We start from the raw sequence: 17,371 nt of genomic DNA on the forward strand, positions 1-17,371 counted from the left end.
GGCGTGTACCTAGAAAAGCTTTCGCTGACCGATTTTCGCAGTTATGCCCAGGTGGACCTCACCCTCGAACCCGGGGTGACGGTGCTCGTGGGGTACAACGGCATTGGCAAGACCAATCTCATGGAGGCCATCGGGTATCTGGCCACGCTCAGCTCGCACCGCGTCAGTTCGGATGCCCCCCTGCTGCGCTTCGGCACTGAGCGCGCCCTGATCAGGGCCAAGCTGGTCCGGGGCGGGCAGTCCACTGTCCTCGAGCTGGAAATCAACGGAAACCGCGCAAACCGGGGGCGCATCAACCGCAGCAACCCTGTCCGTGCCCGCGACATCCTAGGTATCTGCCAGACGGTGCTTTTTGCCCCTGAAGACCTCGCCCTGGTGAAGGGGGATCCTTCCAACCGCCGCCGTTTCCTGGATGAGTTGATGGTCAGCCTCATGCCGCGCCACTCGGCTACTCGATCTGATTACGACCGCGTCCTCAAGCAGCGCAACGCCCTGCTCAAGTCAGGCCGGGCCGGTAAGTTCACCGCTGGTCACGAAGCAACCCTGGACGTTTGGGACCAGCACATGGCCAAGGCCGGTGCCGAGCTGCTGCACGCCCGCCTGGAACTGCTGGAACGGATCAGGCCCCACCTGAAGGCAGCGTATGCCCAGTTGACTGACGGGTCCAAGGAAGCGGACGCGATCTACCGGTCCACGCTCCAAGGAATGATGGACGACGACGGCGCCGGTTACGGTGCGGAACCCGCCGCCGTCGAACGCGTTGAGGACCTCCGCCTACTTTCCGTCGATGAACTCACCCAACGCTACGTGCAGGCGTTTGCGGCGTCCCGCCGCAAAGAACTGGAGCGGGGCATTTCCCTTGTGGGACCGCACCGCGACGACGTCGAACTCATCCTCGGCGAGGCGCCGGCAAAAGGATATGCCTCGCACGGCGAAACGTGGTCCATGTGCCTTTCCTTGCGGCTGGCGTCCTACTACGTGATGCTCGACGACGCACGCACCGGCGGTTCCGCCCCGATCCTCATCCTTGACGATGTGTTCGCGGAACTCGACGTTCAGCGGCGGCGTAAACTGGCGGCAATAGTAGCCGGTGCCGAACAGGTACTGGTGACCGCCGCCGTCGACGCCGATATTCCGGAAGAGCTTGCCGGGCGACGGGTGAAGGTGGTCCCCGGAGGAATCGATGAGCCGGAATCCCGATGAATAAAGATGCTGGCGGCCTGCAGCCGGGCCGCGAACCCGATGACATCGATGCTGCCCAGGCGGCGCTCAACCGGATGCGCGAAGCGGCCGCCGCCCGCGGTGAAATCCGTCGCAAGGCACCCCTTCCCGGCGGCGCAGCCAAGAAACCGGGGCGTGGCGGCGCAGGAACCCGGGGTTTTACCCAGTTCCACGGAACAGGCCGGGACCCCTTGGGCCTTGGCAAAGTGGTGGGCCGGCTGGTGGCCGAACGGGGTTGGACCTCACCGGTAGCGGTGGGTTCCGTCATGGCGGAGTGGGGAACCCTTGTAGGTCCGGAAATTTCTGCGCACTGCACCCCGGAGAGCTTCACCGACACCACCCTTCACGTGCGGTGTGATTCAACGGCGTGGGCCACCCAGCTGCGCCTGCTCAGCTTCAGCCTGCTGGAGAAGTTCCGGACCGAACTGGGCGAAGGTGTCGTCACCAAAATCCAGGTCCTGGGGCCGGCGGCTCCGAGCTGGCGGAAGGGCGGCCGGACCGTCAACGGCCGAGGTCCCCGCGACACGTACGGATAGCGAAGAAGACCGTGATAGCCGGCGCGGTCCCGGCTGCCGCTGGCCTGGACTCTTGAAAAATGGCCAAACGGCGTGTAGGGCGCTCTAACGCCCCATGGCTGTATAGGAACCCAGAGCCCGGACCCCTGGAGCCTTGCAGGCGGGGCCAATGGCCTGCCAGCACCATATTCCCGCGCGTTTACGGGCCTGGAATGCGGGATTACGCTCTCCAACACGGTAGAATCGTGGTAGATAACTGGGCGCCGGTGAAACGTTGACTGAGTCCGTTTTCCGGCGTTTTTTGCGGCCGGGGCACGGTTCCGCCAGTCACCCGAGTAAACGGCGTTATCAGTGACGTGCCTGTTGGCAGGAGCCTCTTCTATCGGAGACGGTGACGGCCGGCCATACGAATATAGAGGAGTCGAAAGCGCCTGTGGCTAACGACAATGCAGATATCCCGGCAGTGGAACCCGCAGCTGAGGATGCCCGTACACCCGATGCGCCGGCGGAGGCAGCCGAACGCAAGGGATATGGTGCGAGCGACATCACCGTCCTTGAAGGACTTGAAGCTGTTCGGAAACGTCCCGGCATGTACATCGGTTCAACGGGACCCCGCGGTCTCCACCACCTCGTGTACGAAGTGGTGGACAACTCCGTTGACGAGGCCCTCGCGGGGTATTGCACCCACATTGAGGTTGTGCTGCAGGCCGACGGCGGCGTCAAGGTAGTAGACGACGGCCGCGGTATCCCGGTGGACATGCACCCCACGGAGCACAAGCCAACGGTTGAGGTTGTCATGACCATCCTTCACGCCGGCGGTAAGTTCGGCGGCGGCGGATACGCCGTCTCCGGCGGCCTCCACGGCGTGGGCATTTCGGTGGTCAACGCGCTTTCCAGCCGGGTGGACACAGAAGTGCGGCGCCAGGGCCACGTGTGGCGGATGTCCTTCGCCGACGGCGGCAAGCCCCAGGGCAGCCTGGTCAAGGGCGAAGAGACGGACCAGACCGGTACGACGCAGACGTTCTACCCCGATGCCAGCATCTTCGAGAGCACGGAATTCGACTTCGAAACGCTTCGTGCCCGCTTCCAGCAGATGGCGTTCCTCAACAAGGGCCTGCGCATCACGCTGACGGACGAGCGCCGTGAGGCGCTGGAATCGTCCGAAGACGAGGACCTGGATCTCGATAACGTTCCCACCGAAGGCGAAGTCGCCGCCGAATACCGCACGGTTGTGTACCAGTACGACGACGGCCTGCTGGACTACGTGAAGCACCTGAACTCCGGCAAGAAGGTTGACGTGGTCCATGAGGACGTCATCGCCTTCGAAACCGAGGACAAAGACCGGAAAATCGCCCTGGAAATGGCGATGCAGTGGACCAACGCGTACTCCGAGAGCGTCCACACGTATGCCAACACCATCAACACGCACGAGGGCGGAACCCACGAAGAGGGCTTCCGCGCCGCCATGACGTCGCTCATCAACCGCTACGCGCGGGAGAAGAACATCATCAAGGAAAAAGACGACAACCTTACGGGTGATGACATCCGCGAAGGCCTCACCGCCGTCATTTCCGTGAAGCTGGCGGAACCCCAGTTCGAAGGCCAGACCAAGACCAAACTCGGCAACTCCGAGGTCAAGGGATTCGTCCAGCGCGTGGTCACCGACGGCCTGGGCGACTGGCTGGAGCGCAATCCGGGCCCGGCGCGCGACGTCATCCGCAAGGCGATTTCCGCTGCCCAGGCCCGTATGGCGGCCCGCAAGGCCCGTGACAACGCCCGCCGCAAGAGCCCGCTGGAATCCTTCGGCATGCCGGGCAAGTTGTCAGACTGCTCCTCGAAAGACCCGGAGAAATGCGAGGTCTACATCGTGGAGGGTGACTCCGCCGGCGGTTCGGCCAAGCGGGGCCGGAACCCGGAAACGCAGGCCATCCTTCCGCTGCGCGGCAAGATCCTGAACGTCGAGCGGGCCCGGCTGGACAAGGCCCTCGGCAACAATGAGGTCCAGTCCATGATCACCGCGTTCGGTACGGGCATCGGCGAGGATTTCGACCTCGCCAAGCTGCGTTACCACAAGATCGTGCTCATGGCCGATGCCGACGTGGACGGTCAGCACATCACCACCCTGCTGATGACACTGCTCTTCCGCTACATGCGGCCGTTGATTGAGAACGGCTATGTGTACCTGGCCCAGCCGCCGCTGTACAGGATCAAATGGTCCAACGCTCCGCACGATTACGTCTACAGCGACCGCGAACGCGACGCGCGGCTCGTGGCCGGGCAGGCCGCAGGGCGCCGTATTCCCAAGGACAACGGCATCCAGCGTTATAAGGGCCTTGGCGAGATGGACTACACGGAACTGTGGGACACCACCATGGATCCGGACCATCGGACACTGCTGCAGGTCACCATGGACGACGCCCTGGCGGCCGACCAGATCTTCACCGTGCTGATGGGCGAGGATGTTGAATCACGCCGAAACTTCATTCAGCAAAACGCCAAGGATGTCAGGTTCCTGGATATCTGACGGGCCTTCCGACGGCCCGCAAGTATTCCTGAATAGACATATACCTGAAACGGAAAATATAGACTATGAGTGACGAAACACCCGAGGTTCCCGCGGATTCCGCCGGCCCCGTCGAGCCCGTTTTGGAGGGCGACGTGCTGGTCGACCGCGTGGAACAGGTGGACCTGCAGACGGAAATGCAGCGCTCCTACCTCGACTACGCCATGGCCGTCATTGTGGGCCGCGCGTTGCCGGACGTCCGCGACGGTCTCAAGCCCGTCCACCGCCGCGTTCTCTACGCCATGTTCGACGGCGGCTACCGCCCGGACCGCTCGTTCAACAAGTGCGCCCGCGTGGTGGGCGAGGTCATGGGCCAGTACCACCCGCACGGCGACACGGCCATCTACGATGCCCTGGTCCGCCTGATCCAGGACTGGACCATGCGGTACCCGCTGGCCCTGGGACAGGGTAACTTCGGTTCGCCCGGCAACGACGGCGCTGCAGCACCGCGGTACACCGAAACCAAGATGGCTCCGCTTGCCATGGAAATGGTCCGCGACATCGATGAGGAAACCGTCGATTTCCAGGACAACTATGACGGCAAGAACCAGGAGCCCACCATCCTGCCGGCCCGGTTCCCCAACCTGCTGGTCAACGGCTCCTCGGGCATCGCCGTCGGCATGGCCACGAACATCCCGCCGCACAACCTCCGCGAGGTTGCCGACGGCGTGCAGTGGTACCTGGCCAACCCCACCGCGAGCCGCGAAGAGCTGCTGGAAGAACTCCTGCTGCGCATCAAGGGCCCTGACTTCCCGACCGGCGCCACCATCCTCGGCCACAAGGGCATTGAAGACGCTTACCGGACCGGCCGCGGCTCCATCACCATGCGTGCCGTGGTGAACGTTGAGGAACTCCAGGGCCGCACGTGCCTGGTGGTCACCGAACTGCCCTACCAGGCAAACCCGGACAACCTGGCCATCAAGATCGCCGAGCTGGTCAAGGACGGGAAGATTTCCGGCATCGCCGACCTTCGGGACGAGACCTCCGGCCGGACCGGCCAGCGCCTGGTGATTGTGCTGAAGCGCGATGCCGTGGCCAAGGTGGTGCTGAACAACCTCTACAAGCACACCCAGCTGCAGGACAACTTTGCAGCCAACATGCTGGCCATTGTTGACGGTGTGCCCCGGACGCTCAGCCTGGACGCCTTCATCCGCCACTGGGTCGCCCACCAGATGGACGTCATCGCCCGCCGGACCCGGTACCGCCTGCGGAAAGCCGAAGAAGAGGCGCACATCCTGCGCGCCCTCCTCAAGGCGCTGGACATGCTGGATGAAGTCATTGCCCTCATCCGCGCGTCCAACACCACTGAAGCGGCCCGCGACGGCCTGATGCAGCTGCTGGACATCGACGAGCTGCAGGCCCGCGCCATCCTGGACATGCAGCTTCGCCGCCTTGCAGCGCTGGAACGCCAGAAGATCCAGGACCGGCACGCCGAACTTGAGGCCCTGATCGCAGAGTACAACTCGATCCTCGCCTCGGAGGAGCGCCAGCGCGAGATCATCAGCACCGAGCTCTCCGAGATTGTCGCCAAGCACGGGGATGACCGCCGCACGAAGATCCTGATGGGCTTCGACGGCGACATGTCCATGGAGGACCTCATTCCCGAAGAGGAAATGGTGGTTACCATCACCCGCGGCGGCTACGTCAAGCGCACTCGCAGCGACAACTACCGCTCACAGCAGCGCGGCGGCAAGGGCATCAAGGGTGCCCAGCTCCGCGGGGATGACGTGGTGGAGCACTTCTTTGTCACCACCACCCACCACTGGCTCCTGTTCTTCACCAACTTGGGACGCGTCTACCGCGCCAAGGCCTACGAACTCGTGGAAGCGGGACGTGATGCCAAGGGCCAGCACGTCGCCAACCTGCTGGCATTCCAGCCGGACGAGCACATTGCCCAGGTACTGGACCTCCGGGACTACCAGCACGCACCGTACCTGGTGCTGGCCACCAAACGCGGCCTGGTCAAGAAAACCCGCCTGGAGGACTATGACACCAACCGTTCCGCCGGCGTCATCGCGATCAACTTGCGCGACGGCGACGAACTGGTCTCTGCCCAGCTCGTGTCTGAAACGGACGACCTGATGCTGGTTTCACGGATGGGCCAGTCCATCCGCTTCACGGCCACCGACGATGCGCTGCGTCCCATGGGCCGTGCAACGTCGGGCGTGACCGGAATGAAGTTCCGCGAGGACGACGAACTGCTGGCGGCCGACGTCGTCAAGGACGGCTCGTTCGTCTTCATTGTCACCGAGGGCGGCTACGCCAAGCGGACGGCGGTGGAGGAATACCGCCTGCAGGGCCGCGGCGGACTCGGCATCAAGGTCGGAAAATACCAGGAGGAGCGGGGCCACCTCGTAGGCGCCCTCATCGTCCAGGAAGAGGATGAAGTCCTCGTCGTTATGGAAGGCGGCAAGGTGGTCCGGTCCTCGGTGGCCGGGGTGCCTGCCAAGGGCCGCGACACCATGGGCGTCATCTTCGCCAAGCCGGACAAAAACGACCGCATCATTGAGGTGGCCCGGAACAGCGAACGTGGCCTTGAGGCTGAGGAGGCCGAAGCCATCGACCCGGAAAACCCGGCTGAAAGCCCGGCTGCGGCCGGGGATGACGTAACGTTGGCTGAAGGTGCCGGGTCCCATGAAGGGTCCGCAGAGGCAGATTCAGCACCGGCCGTGGAATCCGACGAGTCATCGGACGACGCTGAGCTGGACGAAGAAAATACCGGAGGTAACGAGTGAGTAATTCCGACTCATATCCCAAGCCGAACAGCAACACTCCCGGCGGGATCAGGCAGCCGGCGTCCGCTCCGCGCGTGAACGCCCCCGTACGTCCCCAGCAGCGGCCGTCGACGCCGGGTGCCCCGGCCCAGCGCCCGGTGGTCCCCGGTCAGCGCCCGGCACAAGGCCAGCGCCCCGGCCAGGCGCCCCAGGGTCAGCGTCCCGGGGCCCCTGCCCAGCGGCCCGCCCAGGGCGGCGCCCAAGGAGCGCCGGGTCTGGTTAAGCCGGCACCGAAGGCCAAGGTCCGCCGTGCCCGGCTTCTCATCAGCAAAGTGGACCCCTGGTCCGTGCTGAAAATGGCCTTCCTGCTGTCCGTTGCCCTCGGCATCGTCACTGTCGTGGCCGCAATCGTCCTGTGGACTGTCCTGGACCTGACCGGCATTTTCGACCAGGTGGACAGCCTGCTTGGAACGCTCGCCGGTTCCGAGGGTGGCGGGTTCGAACTGAAAAAGGTCGCTTCGCTGGGGCAGGTGGCCTCGTTCGCGGTCATCATCGCCGTGGTCAATGTGGTTCTGCTGACCGCACTGTCAATGCTTTCGGCCGTGCTGTACAACATCTCCGCGACCCTTGTCGGGGGCATCGGTGTGACCCTCACGGACGATTAGTGGCCGAAATTTCACGGGAATTCCACCCGCGAAATACCTCGATTTGAGATCGGGCCGGGATGTGCTGTAAAGTCATGTCTCGGCCCGATGAGGCATCGGGGCGTATAGCTCAGGCGGTTAGAGCGCTTCGCTGATAACGAAGAGGTCCCAGGTTCAAGTCCTGGTACGCCCACGGAACCTGCACAGGTTTTGGAAATGGTTCGGATAAAACCGGACCGGAACGGGGTGCATGTGAAGAAGTTGCTGGTTGTTGCAGTGGCTGTCGCAGGCGCGTTGCTCTTCAAGAAAGTGCAGGAGTCCGAAGCCCGGAAAACGGTCTGGAGCGAATCGACTGACACGGTCGATTAGTTCAGATTCCCGGTCTGAAGGCTGGTAATAAGGCCTCCGGAACTAGGGTATGATAGTCGGGTTGCTTCTTATGGGGGCATGGCGCAATTGGTAGCGCACCTGCTTTGCAAGCAGGGGGTTCGGGGTTCGAGTCCCCGTGCCTCCACCATAAGGAAGGCCCCGGAATGCGGAAACGCAATCCGGGGCCTTTTGCTTTGCGTTCAGTCTTTGCGCTTCGCGTAGTCATCCATGCCCTGCCAGTCGATGAACACGTAGGGCTCATCGCCCACCACCCAGGCGTCATGACCTGGCGGGATGACGCCGAAGTCGCCGGGGCCGTACTCCATCTCCTCGCCGTCGTCCATGACAACCTTCAGGCGCCCTGAAATCGTGTAGCCCGTGTGGCTAGCCTGGCAGCTCTCTGTCTTGGCGATCGGCTTGACGTGCTTGGACCACTGCCAGCCTGGCAGGAACGTAGCCCGGCCCACGGCGCCGGCGCTGATGTTGACGAGCTCCACCTGCCCTTTGCCGTCTTCGACGGGACGGGTTTCCTCCGGCTTGTCCAGACTCATGCGGATCATTGATGCCATGGTGGTCTCCTTCGTGGATGGTGGTGAGACCGGGAATTTAAGAGTGGCACTGCGGTATGGCACCGTCAAGGAGTCCCTCTCTGCGCCACGGTGGACGCCGGCGGAAGGAGTTCGTCCGGGACCGTGCGGGCACCACTACTGTTGGAACGGTGAACCTTCTCCTTGCCACCCTGGGCGTGCTCGGTGTGGCGTCATCCGGGCCCCTCATCGCCGCCACACTGGGTGCCACCACGGTCAGTGCTCTGGCTATCGCTTTCTGGCGGAATGCCATCGGTGCCGCAGTGATGGCCACCCCGGTCCTGGTGGCGAGTCCCCGTCAGTTCGGCAAGGTGACGCGCCGCGAGTTCCGCTGGTCAGCTCTGGCCGCAGTGGCGCTGGCACTGCACTTCGCCTGCTTCATTACCTCCCTCCAGCTCACGTCCGTGGCGGCGGCCACGGCGCTGGTATGCCTCCAGTCCGGATGGATCGCCGTGTTCCAGCTCTTCCGCGGCGTGCGTCACCGCTGGCAGGTACTGGTAGGGCTGGGAATGGCATTCGGCGGCGTTGTCGCCATCACGGGCTTCGACATGGGCACCTCGCCGGATGCCCTGCTCGGGGACGTTCTGGCGGTGGCGGGAGGTGCGCTGGCAGGGCTCTACACACTGGCGGGCGGTAAGGCGCGCGAAACCATGACCACTGGTACCTACACGACGCTCTGCTACGGCATGTGTGCGGCCCTGGTGGCCTTGCTGGCCCTCGTCTCCGGACAGCGGCTGGTGGGCTTCGAGGCGGCCGGCTGGCTGGGAATCGTGGCCATTACCGTGTGCGCCCAGCTGGTGGGCCACACGGCGTTCAACCACCTGCTGGCCACGATGAGCCCGCTCCTTGTTTCGATGATCATCCTGCTGGAGATTCCGGGGGCCGCTCTGCTGGCCGCTGTGTTCCTCGGTGAGACGTTGCCGGGCGGCACCTACGCAGGGCTGGCACTGATTCTGGTGGGGCTCGCCGTGGTGGTGGCCGGCCAGCGGCGCAGACGGCCCCCGCCCGCCGGCGAAGCCCGCCTGGCGGAACTGGGAACGGACTGAATCCGGCTGGTCCTGAATGGGCCGCCGGGTCGTGACGCCGGGCTGGAGCTACTGGCCGCCGCGGCGCACAGGCTGGGCGGAGTTCACGGTGTGGATGGCGCGCAGGAGCTTGGCCGGGAAGTAGACGGAGAAGAACACCACCATGGGCGCCTTGAGGGCCATCTTCTTGACGTTATGGGCCTTGTAGGTCCTGTCGAACCTGGTCACGTAGTACCGATAGTCCCGCGGTGAGTCCTCGAGGCGCCGGGCGGACATTCCGGACACCATCTGGGGCCAGTACTGCACGCGCAGGTCGTGGTCCGCCAGGTGCAGGGACAAATCAATGTCCTCGTGCATCTCGTCCTTTTCATCCCGGCAGGTTTCGTCCCGGATGGTCTCCCAAGCGGAGCGGCGCAGCGCCATATTGGAGCCGAAGAGGAAGTGGTACTGGTGCTTGGCGAGTTTGAGCATTAGCTGGCGCATCTTGTCATCCGCTTTGAGCCCGAACCGGCGCATTGGCATGTCGTAGTACACCACAGGGCCGGTGGCAGCCTGGACGGTCGGGTCGAGGAAGGCCTTCTGGACTTGCTCCACCCAGTCCGGTTCCACCACGGAGTCCGCGTCGATCCGGCCCAGCACATCGCCGGTGGCGTGGTTGAGGCCGAAATTTCGGGTGGGGATGAGGCCCTGGTCGCGGTCCTGGCTCAGCAGGATGATGGGACTTTCCGGGTATTCCTGCTGCATCTGGCGCACTATGTCGGCCGTGCGGTCCTTGGACATGTTGTCCACAACGATGATTTCCGCCGCGGGCACCGATTGGTAGATGGCCGCGATAAGGCACTGCCTGATGACGCTTGCTTCGTTGTATGCCGGTATCACGATGGATACGCCCGGCATAAGCGCAGCGTCGTGCGAGGCGTCGTCGGCGGATCTATCGGGTGACATCACCACAAATTTAGCACTCTTGTGGGCGGGAGCCCTGGACCGCGGGTGAAGGCCGGGGAAACAACAGGGGAGCCCCGCACTTACATGCGCGGGGCTCCCCTGATGTTGTGCCGTCCCGTGACGGCCGCTTTTTAGTTCTCGTTTGCCTTGCTGGAACCGTTGTTCATGCTTGATGCGATGTTCTTCACTGCGGTCTTGGCATCCGTGGCAACCTTGGCGGCCTCGTCCTTGGCATCTTCGGCGGCGTCGGCAGCCTTCGCTGCTGCGTCGTCTGACGCATCGGCGGCAGTGTCTGCTGCATCAACGGCCTTTTCGCCGGCGGTTGCCGTGGCGTCCTTCGCAGCGGCCGCGACGTCGTTGACCGTCGTAGCGGGCACGGGCGCGGGCGTTACCGGGGCGGGGGTCTTCCAGGGATCCTCAACCGGCTTGGATGCTTTCCATGCCGCCACTCCGGCGGCGACGGCGGCGGCGATGACGCCGAAAATCAGCAGTCCACGGTGCTTCGGCTTCTGCGGCTTGGCCACTTCCCCGGTGACAACCCGGGTGGCCTCTGCTGCGGCAGCTTTGAGCTGGTGGCCTGCGGCCTGGGCCTGGTCCTGGATGGAATGAACCACGCCGGAGTCCGCAAGCTTCTGCGCGACGGCATCCACGTGGGCCGGTGCGCTTTCGAGCGTGCGGTGCACCGCTTCGGAAGCGTGCCCGATCTGGTCCGAGAGCCTGGGCAGGTATTCCACCACCACGCGGTCGCGGGCCTGGGAGATGACGGGGGTGGCCTTATCCAGTGCTTCGTGGAGGCGCGGGGTGGCGCTGTCCACAACGTCATGGATCTTCGGCGCGAGGTGCGCGAGGCCGTCCTGGATGCGCGGCGTTACGGTGGCAACGCCGTCAGCCAGGTTGTGGGCTGCCGATTTGAGCCCTTCCTGAATCTTCGGGGAAGCTGTGTCAATGCCGTGCTGGAGGCGGGGAACCGCCCAGTCCACGGCTGCTTCTACGCGGGGGGCTGCCCAATCCTTGGCGTTCTCTACCGCGCTGCTGACTGACTGCTCCAGGTCACGGGCAATACGATCCGATTTCTTCACAACTACCTCCCGATTAATGTGACGGTTCTGTTGTTAGCCTACGTGGATTGCCCCCCACCGGCTATTCTTCAAAGCCATTTCGGGCCGATTTCACCTAGCGCGGAACTGCGTGGAAGGCCTGATGCCGTGCTGGGCCGACGTGGAACAATGGGCCTATGACTGCCATCGCAACTGCAAAAGCAACCATCCACACCAGCCTCGGCGACATCGTCGTCAACCTCTTCGGCAACCACGCGCCCAAGACGGTCAAAAACTTCGTTGGCCTGGCCACCGGCGAGCAGGCCTGGACCCACCCGGAAACCGGTGAGGACAAGACCGGAACCCCCCTTTACAACGGCACCATCTTCCACCGGATCATCAAGGACTTCATGATCCAGGCCGGAGATCCCCTGGGCCGCGGCGTGGGCGGACCGGGCTACAAGTTCGACGACGAAATCCACCCGGAGCTGACCTTCAACGAGCCGTACAAGCTGGCCATGGCCAACGCCGGCATCCAGATGGGCAAGGGCACCAACGGCTCGCAGTTCTTCATCACCACGATCCCCACCGACTGGCTGCAGGGCAAGCACAGCATCTTCGGTGAAGTGGCTGACGAGGAATCAAAGAAGGTCGTGGATGCCATTGAAGGTGTCCGCACGGGCATGGGCGACCGCCCGGTCGAGGACGTCGTTATCAACAGCATCGACGTCGAGCAGCTCTAACACCTCATGAGCTACGGAATTCCGGCGGCTGAGCCGTCCGCGCAGATTCCGGTGTGCCCCCGGCACCCGGACAGGCCTTCCTATGTCCGGTGCCAGCGCTGCGGGCGCCCGGCCTGTCCGGAATGCCAGCGGGCGGCCGCCGTCGGATTCCAATGCATTGACTGCGTCAACGAAACAAAACGTACGACGCCGGCCGCCCGGACGGTCTACGGCGGAACCGCCGTTGCCGGCCGCCCCCTGGTGACGTTCGCCATCATCGCCGTGTGCGCGCTCGTCTACATCCTGCAATGGATAGTTCCCAATGACGGGATCTACCAGAACTTCGCTTTCGCGACCGTCTATGCCACCCCCGAGTACGGGGTCTTCGAACCATGGCGCATGCTGACCGCCGCGTTCCTCCATTCCCAGGGCTTCATCCTCCACATCGTGCTGAACATGTACATGCTGTGGATGTTCGGGCAAGCCCTTGAACCCCTCCTCGGACGCATCCGCTTCCTGGCGCTCTACCTGCTGTCTGCAGTGGGCGGATCCGTCGGCTACCTCCTGCTGACGCCGGCCTATACACCCGGCCAGCAACTCGCCGGCGTCGTGGGGGCCTCCGGTGCCATCTTCGGGCTCTTCGGCGCCATGCTGGTGGTCCAGCGCCACCGCGGCGGCGACACCAAGCAGCTATGGGTTCTGATCGCCATCAATGGCGTCATCGGCTTCATCGTCCCCCAGATCGCCTGGCAGGCCCACCTCGGCGGCCTGGTCACCGGTGCTGCCTGCGCCGCAGCAATTGCGTATGCCCCCCGCGGTCCGCGACGCTGGCTCTGGCAGTCGGCAGGCCTTGTCCTCGTGCTCGGTCTGCTCGTCGGAGCCACCGCCTTCCGAATGGCCGGCGCTTAAGGCCTCACTGCCTCCTGCCCGCGCGGTCGTTGACTGTGCGCGGTTACGCCCATGCCGCGGCCCCGTGGCCGCTTGCCCTCGACCCCTCCTGACGTCCGTCCGGCAGCCCATTCTGCGGTCCTTTGACCTTCCCGCCGGCCACTGGCCCGTTTCGGTGCCTCACCGGTTCGGCGTCGGCCGGACTGTGTTGTGCTGCCGTTAGCTGCCTTGCCTCCCGCGCCTGCGCGACCTCTTCCCGCCAGCGCTCGGGCAAACAACCTCCCGTTACGAAGTTTTCCACAGCAGTTATCCACATTGTTGGTAACTTACATGCGTGTAGTTCAGAGCCGCTCCCCTGCGCAGCCCTTGCCAGCTGGCGATTATCGACAGCAACCCCGATGATTGTCCACATCTGTGGATAACCAGGTCCCTGCAGCCTGTGGTTAAGTGGACAACTTGCCGCCCCGGTGCCGGCCCTCGATCGGCTGCCGCCATGCCAGGGCTCTTAGCCGATCCCGCTACTACCGGCCGCGTTGAACCCATACAGCGTCCTCAGCCCACATCAGGGGTCTGGAAGTGCAGTCTGGCTGCCTTATTCACGATTGCTCCGGCACGCGGTCAACAGGTTATGCACAGTGTTAATAAATGGCGGGATCCCGGCCTTACCAAGGAATTCGGCGGGAGGACGCCCCAGCCGCCCCCTCCAGGCCTAATTATCCCCTGCTTTATCCCCAGCTGTGGATAACTTCTGGGGATAGCGTTGTTCGTAAGTGGATAAGTTCAGTTCCGGCGCGCTGTGCTTCCGAAGCGGGCGGATGGCATCGGCTGAGTCCAAATATCGGCGAGTCCACGCTGTTCGGATGGTTATCCACAGACAATCCACACTGTTAATAACTTACGGTCCTGTCATTCGATCTCTCAGCAAGGCCGGACTGGCGGTAGCCGGCGGAACCTGCCGCTCCTGAGTACCCGAGTTATCAACATTGTGGATAAGTTTCCCCACAGGCCGGGATAACTCAGGCATGATCCGTCCACACTCCGGAGGAGCCGCGCCGATGGCTATCCATCAAATGTGTGTCAATCATGCCGATCGCCTCCATGAGCGCGTGCATCGTGGTGGGTCCCACAAACGCGAAACCCTTGCTGCGCAGGGCCTTGGACAGCGCAATGGATTCAGGCGACGTGGTGGCGATCTCTGCGTGGTTTCGTGGACGCGGCGTCACCGGCGGTTGGAAGCTCCAGACAAAGTCCACCAGGCCGCCGTCGTCCCGCAGCGCGATGGTGGCCCGGGCGTTCGTGATGGCCGCCCTGATCTTGAGCCGGTTCCGGACAATGCCGGCGTCGAGCATCAGGCGCTCGACGTCCTCATCGGTGAACCCCGCCACTGTATCGGGTTGGAAGTCGTGGAAGGCGGACCGGAACGCCTGCCTCTTTCGCAGGATGGTCGCCCAGGACAAGCCGGCCTGGAAGGCCTCCAGGCTGATGCGTTCAAACAGGCCCTGTTCGTCTCGGACCGGCATTCCCCATTCGGTGTCGTAGTATTCCCGGAGCAGTGGGTCCACCGCGGCCCATGGCGGACGGGCCAGGCCGTCACTGCCGATGATGGTGCCGCATTCGTCCGGGGTCATTTTAAAGTCCTTAGCTAGTCCTGCAGCGCGTTGCAGACTCCAGCATATTCAGCGCCCGGGGAGGGACATGAGCCAGGGACCGCGAAATCCATAGTCGAACGATCACTCTCACATTATGCTGTGGCTCTGATCACAAATTACTGGGAGGTACGTGTGAGGAAAACCAAAATCGCCGTCGCCGGCGTGGCGGGGGTCGTTCTCGGGATGCTCAGCATCCAGGCCCCGGCCATAGCCGCACCACCTGTCGACGACGGGTCGGGCGGGTCCGCCGCGGCAGTCCGGCAGGACAACCGGCCCGGACCGCGGACAAAGGAACTCGTGGACCGGCGCAATGCGGCCATAGAGAAGGTCGCCAAAGGGCAGGCAAAAGCCAACGAAGACGGCGTGGTCCAACTGGCGCCGGACAAGTTCGCCGAGGTAGCAACCATCAGACAGGACAAAATCTTCACCATCCTGGCTGAGTTCGGGGACCAGGCCTCGGGGCGGTTCGGAACGACGCCCGGTCCGCTGCACAACATGATTGCCGAACCGGACCGCTCGGTGGACAACACCACGCTGTGGACCAAGGACTTCAGCCCCGCCTATTACGAAGAACTCTTCAATGGCGGCGGCGAATCCATGAAGGGGTACTACGAGGCCGTTTCCAACAACGCGTACTCCGTAGCAAACACCGTGACGGACTGGGTGACGGTTCCCAACAACGGATCCTTCTATGGCGACAACGCCACCGAAGACACGGGCGGCGCGTGGGCTTTCGTCCGCGACTCCGGCAATGCCTGGTGGAATTCCCAGCTCGCGGCCGGCAAGACACCAGCCGAAATCGACGCGTACCTTGCGCAGTTCGATGTGTGGGACCGCTACGACTTCGACAATGACGGCAACTTTGATGAACCGGACGGTTACATCGACCACTTCCAGGCGGTCCACGCCGGGGAAGGCGAGGAAGGCGGCGGCGGCGTCCTGGGCGAGGACGCAATCTGGTCCCACCGCTGGTACGCCTTTGGCAACCAGTTCGGCTCTGCCGGACCGGAAGGAAACCTGTCCGGCGGAACCCGGATCGGGTCCTCGAAATACTGGCTTGGCGATTACACGACGGAACCCGAAAACGGCGGAGTCGGTGTGTTCGCGCACGAATTCGGCCACGACCTTGGTCTGCCCGACTTCTACGACACCACCGGGGCTGCCACTAACAGCACGGCGTTCTGGACCCTGATGAGTTCAGGTTCCTGGTTGGGCCACGGTTCTGCTGCCAATGAAGGGATCGGCACCACCCCGGGCCTGATGGGGCCGGAAGAGAAACTCTTCCTCGGCTGGCTCGATTACGGCACGGCGACGGCGGGATCGAGCGGGGACTTCGTCCTGAATCCGTCCCAACTTCAGGTTGACGGCAAGGACCAGGCCGTCAGGGTCAACCTGCCGGATAAGACAACCACCACCAGCTACACGGTTCCCTCGTCAGGGAGTACGGCGTGGTGGACGGGCAGCGCGGACAACCTCAACAAATCCCTGACCCACGCAGTGCCGGCCCAATCCCGCGTGACCGTCACGGCGAACGCGTGGTACGACATCGAAGCGAACTACGACTTCCTCTACGGTGAGTACTCCACCGACGGCGGAAAGACCTGGAAGTCCGCCGGGCGCGCACTCAGCGGATCCGCCGCGTGGGGGCAGCTTCGATACTCTTACGACGCTGCCGGCCTGGAATCGCTGTTCCGCTTCAGGTACCAGACTGACGGCGGCGTCCACAACCCCGGTGCCTTCATTGACGACATCAAGATTTCGGCCGGAAAGACCGAAATCCTGAGTGACGATGTCGAGTCCGGCGCGGGACAGTGGAAGGCCGAGGAACCTTGGCAGCTGAGCAGCGGTTCCGTAACCCGGACCACCGAGCAGTACTACCTCGTGGAAAACCGGGAGTACGTGGGCTTCGACGCCACGCTGGCGGAAGGTCCGTATGCCTTCACCAAAGGCATCACGGCACCGAACTGGGTGGACTTCTTCAAGTACCAGAACGGAATGCTGGTCTGGTACATCGACGACTCCTACGCGGACAATAACGTTTCGGCGCACCCTGGCGCCGGTTCGGCGCTGCCCGTGGATGCCCGGCCGGCACCGTTGAGGTGGTCCGACGGAACGATGCCCGGCAACAGCCGCCAGCCGTTCGACGCGACCTTCGGTTTGGAGCCTACGGATCCGCTGTGCATCGCGAAGGAAGTGCAGACCGGAACCAAGCGCAGTCCGTCAGTCAGTTCACTTGACGCCTGCGCCCCAAGCTCGGCGCCGATCGGAGTTTTCAAGGACAACGATCCGTTGGCCTACTACAGCGCCGACAACCCGTACGGAAGCGTCAAGGTCGCTGGTCACGGCGTGGAGATTTCCGTAACCTCCGACGCCGGCACTGATCTGGCGATCCATGTACTCAACCCCGGCCGGTAGTCAGTTGCGGCCCGCACTAAACCAGCAATAGAAAAAGGTCGGACCGGCACAATGTGCCGGTCCGACCTTTTCGTTAA

Annotated in this window: 14 protein-coding genes and 2 tRNA genes; 12 read left to right on the top strand and 4 right to left on the bottom strand. The window is 63.5% G+C overall.

What is annotated here, in order from left to right:
* Positions 1-3 precede the first annotated feature (3 nt).
* The 8 genes from recF (at position 4) to ACFVWT_RS09735 (ending at position 8,174) form a co-directional block, all read left to right on the top strand.
* Positions 4-1,203 (top strand): DNA replication/repair protein RecF, encoded by a 1,200-nt coding sequence (gene recF, locus ACFVWT_RS09700; protein WP_390247481.1) that lies wholly within the window; start codon positions 4-6, stop codon positions 1,201-1,203.
* The gene (locus tag ACFVWT_RS09705; protein ID WP_390247483.1) at positions 1,200-1,757 is read left to right on the top strand and encodes a DUF721 domain-containing protein; all 558 of its coding nucleotides are present in this window, start codon (positions 1,200-1,202) and stop codon (positions 1,755-1,757) included. The genes recF and ACFVWT_RS09705 overlap by 4 nt, the downstream gene beginning before the upstream one ends.
* A gap of 412 nt (positions 1,758-2,169) precedes the next feature.
* Positions 2,170-4,260: a DNA topoisomerase (ATP-hydrolyzing) subunit B gene (gyrB, locus tag ACFVWT_RS09710; protein ID WP_390247485.1), complete on the top strand. Its 2,091-nt coding sequence runs from the start codon at positions 2,170-2,172 to the stop codon at positions 4,258-4,260.
* A 65-nt stretch (positions 4,261-4,325) separates the two neighbouring features.
* Positions 4,326-7,034: a DNA gyrase subunit A gene (gyrA, locus tag ACFVWT_RS09715; protein WP_390247487.1), complete on the top strand. Its 2,709-nt coding sequence runs from the start codon at positions 4,326-4,328 to the stop codon at positions 7,032-7,034.
* Positions 7,031-7,678: a DUF3566 domain-containing protein gene (locus ACFVWT_RS09720; protein WP_209741805.1), complete on the top strand. Its 648-nt coding sequence runs from the start codon at positions 7,031-7,033 to the stop codon at positions 7,676-7,678. The genes gyrA and ACFVWT_RS09720 overlap by 4 nt, the downstream gene beginning before the upstream one ends.
* A gap of 98 nt (positions 7,679-7,776) precedes the next feature.
* Positions 7,777-7,850 (top strand) — tRNA-Ile (locus ACFVWT_RS09725).
* Between the two features lie 23 nt (positions 7,851-7,873).
* Positions 7,874-8,026, top strand: coding sequence for a DLW-39 family protein (locus ACFVWT_RS09730; RefSeq protein WP_245198902.1), 153 nt, complete (start codon positions 7,874-7,876; stop codon positions 8,024-8,026).
* 72 nt (positions 8,027-8,098) lie between these two features.
* A tRNA-Ala gene (locus tag ACFVWT_RS09735) sits at positions 8,099-8,174 on the top strand.
* A gap of 52 nt (positions 8,175-8,226) precedes the next feature.
* Here the strand turns inward: ACFVWT_RS09735 and ACFVWT_RS09740 are convergent.
* Positions 8,227-8,595 (bottom strand): cupin domain-containing protein, encoded by a 369-nt coding sequence (locus ACFVWT_RS09740; protein ID WP_390247490.1) that lies wholly within the window; start codon positions 8,593-8,595, stop codon positions 8,227-8,229.
* Positions 8,596-8,744: 149 nt separating this feature from the next.
* On the opposite strand from ACFVWT_RS09740, the gene ACFVWT_RS09745 reads away from it, so the two are divergent.
* The gene (locus ACFVWT_RS09745; protein ID WP_390247492.1) at positions 8,745-9,659 is read left to right on the top strand and encodes a DMT family transporter; all 915 of its coding nucleotides are present in this window, start codon (positions 8,745-8,747) and stop codon (positions 9,657-9,659) included.
* A 48-nt stretch (positions 9,660-9,707) separates the two neighbouring features.
* Here the strand turns inward: ACFVWT_RS09745 and ACFVWT_RS09750 are convergent, their stop codons facing one another.
* Both ACFVWT_RS09750 and ACFVWT_RS09755 read right to left on the bottom strand, forming a co-directional pair.
* Positions 9,708-10,583 (bottom strand): glycosyltransferase, encoded by an 876-nt coding sequence (locus tag ACFVWT_RS09750; RefSeq protein ID WP_390247493.1) that lies wholly within the window; start codon positions 10,581-10,583, stop codon positions 9,708-9,710.
* A 131-nt stretch (positions 10,584-10,714) separates the two neighbouring features.
* Positions 10,715-11,662, bottom strand: coding sequence for a hypothetical protein (locus ACFVWT_RS09755; protein WP_390247495.1), 948 nt, complete (start codon positions 11,660-11,662; stop codon positions 10,715-10,717).
* A 155-nt stretch (positions 11,663-11,817) separates the two neighbouring features.
* Here ACFVWT_RS09755 and ACFVWT_RS09760 point away from each other — a divergent pair, with 155 nt between their 5' ends.
* Together ACFVWT_RS09760 and ACFVWT_RS09765 are read left to right on the top strand one after the other, a co-directional pair.
* Positions 11,818-12,363, top strand: a complete 546-nt coding sequence (locus ACFVWT_RS09760; RefSeq protein WP_011689883.1) for a peptidylprolyl isomerase — start codon at positions 11,818-11,820, stop codon at positions 12,361-12,363.
* 6 nt (positions 12,364-12,369) lie between these two features.
* Entirely contained in the window at positions 12,370-13,251 is an 882-nt protein-coding gene (locus tag ACFVWT_RS09765; protein WP_390247497.1) for a rhomboid family intramembrane serine protease, read from the top strand.
* Positions 13,252-14,246: 995 nt separating this feature from the next.
* Here the strand turns inward: ACFVWT_RS09765 and ACFVWT_RS09770 are convergent.
* Positions 14,247-14,858, bottom strand: coding sequence for a DNA-3-methyladenine glycosylase I (locus tag ACFVWT_RS09770; protein WP_390247499.1), 612 nt, complete (start codon positions 14,856-14,858; stop codon positions 14,247-14,249).
* A 153-nt stretch (positions 14,859-15,011) separates the two neighbouring features.
* Between ACFVWT_RS09770 and ACFVWT_RS09775 the strand changes: the two genes are divergently transcribed.
* Positions 15,012-17,294, top strand: coding sequence for an immune inhibitor A domain-containing protein (locus ACFVWT_RS09775; protein WP_390247501.1), 2,283 nt, complete (start codon positions 15,012-15,014; stop codon positions 17,292-17,294).
* Positions 17,295-17,371: the final 77 nt, after the last annotated feature.

This window comes from Arthrobacter sp. NPDC058288 (assembly GCF_042880995.1).
Classification (GTDB): Bacteria; Actinomycetota; Actinomycetes; order Actinomycetales; family Micrococcaceae; genus Arthrobacter.